This window comes from Polaromonas sp. P4_H1 (assembly GCF_056400945.1).
On sequence record NZ_JBFUKG010000056.1, the window covers coordinates 1 to 718 of the forward strand.

Sequence of the window (718 nt, forward strand, 5' to 3'; positions counted from 1 at the left end):
GTCAGAATGTCGCCGATCTGGCGCGCGCGCTGATCCTTGAAGAACGCGCGCGATCCACTGCGCCACAAGGAGTTGGCGTTGTAGGACGCGACCTCCGGCTTCGGCATTGGCATCTGCACCGGCTTGTAGCCGGGCTGCGTCGTCGGGTTCTCGATCGCCGTGAGCGCGGGTTTCTCGCCGATGGACGCGAGACGGTCGATCGATGAACAGCCGCTGGCAGCAAGGCCGACCGTCAGAAGCGCAGCGCCGGTGGCGAAGGGACGATGGAACTGGAACATCAACTTTACTCAGCTTTTCGAGAAACAGGCACGTGGTCGTTGGCAGCGAGCGCGACGGGAGAGGTGGCAGCGGGAGAGTTGGCCAGGGGAGGTCTGGCCTGGGAGATTTTTTCGGACGGGAGGGACTCGCGGGTTGGGGCAAGAGTTGGCGCGGGAGCTTCGACTTGCGCGGGGAGACGCGGCGACGGAGCGGAAACGGCGACCTGGCCGCGGCCGACCACGACGCCGGAGACGGTGCGCTTGGACTGCAGGTTGATCACATTGACCACGTCGCCTTCGGTGCCGCCTTCGATGGCCTTGCCGCGGAGCGTGAGGTAGAGCCCGGCGGTTTCGTAGATCAGCGTCACCGCCTGATCGCGGGTGACGAGGTCAGGCTTGGCGAGGTCGGCATTGCGGATTGCCTGACCGGCGCGCAATTGGCGGCGGCTCTGCATGCCCAC

At 65.7% G+C, this 718-nt stretch carries 2 protein-coding genes; both read right to left on the bottom strand.

The window, feature by feature from the left end; translation table 11 throughout:
- A partial coding sequence (locus tag AC1DS5_RS25015; protein WP_477720942.1) for a hypothetical protein occupies positions 1-278 on the bottom strand: 278 nt, incomplete at its 3' end.
- Positions 279-283: 5 nt separating this feature from the next.
- On the bottom strand, positions 284-718 hold a 435-nt coding region (flgA, locus tag AC1DS5_RS25020; RefSeq protein ID WP_477720943.1), incomplete at its 5' end, for a flagellar basal body P-ring formation chaperone FlgA.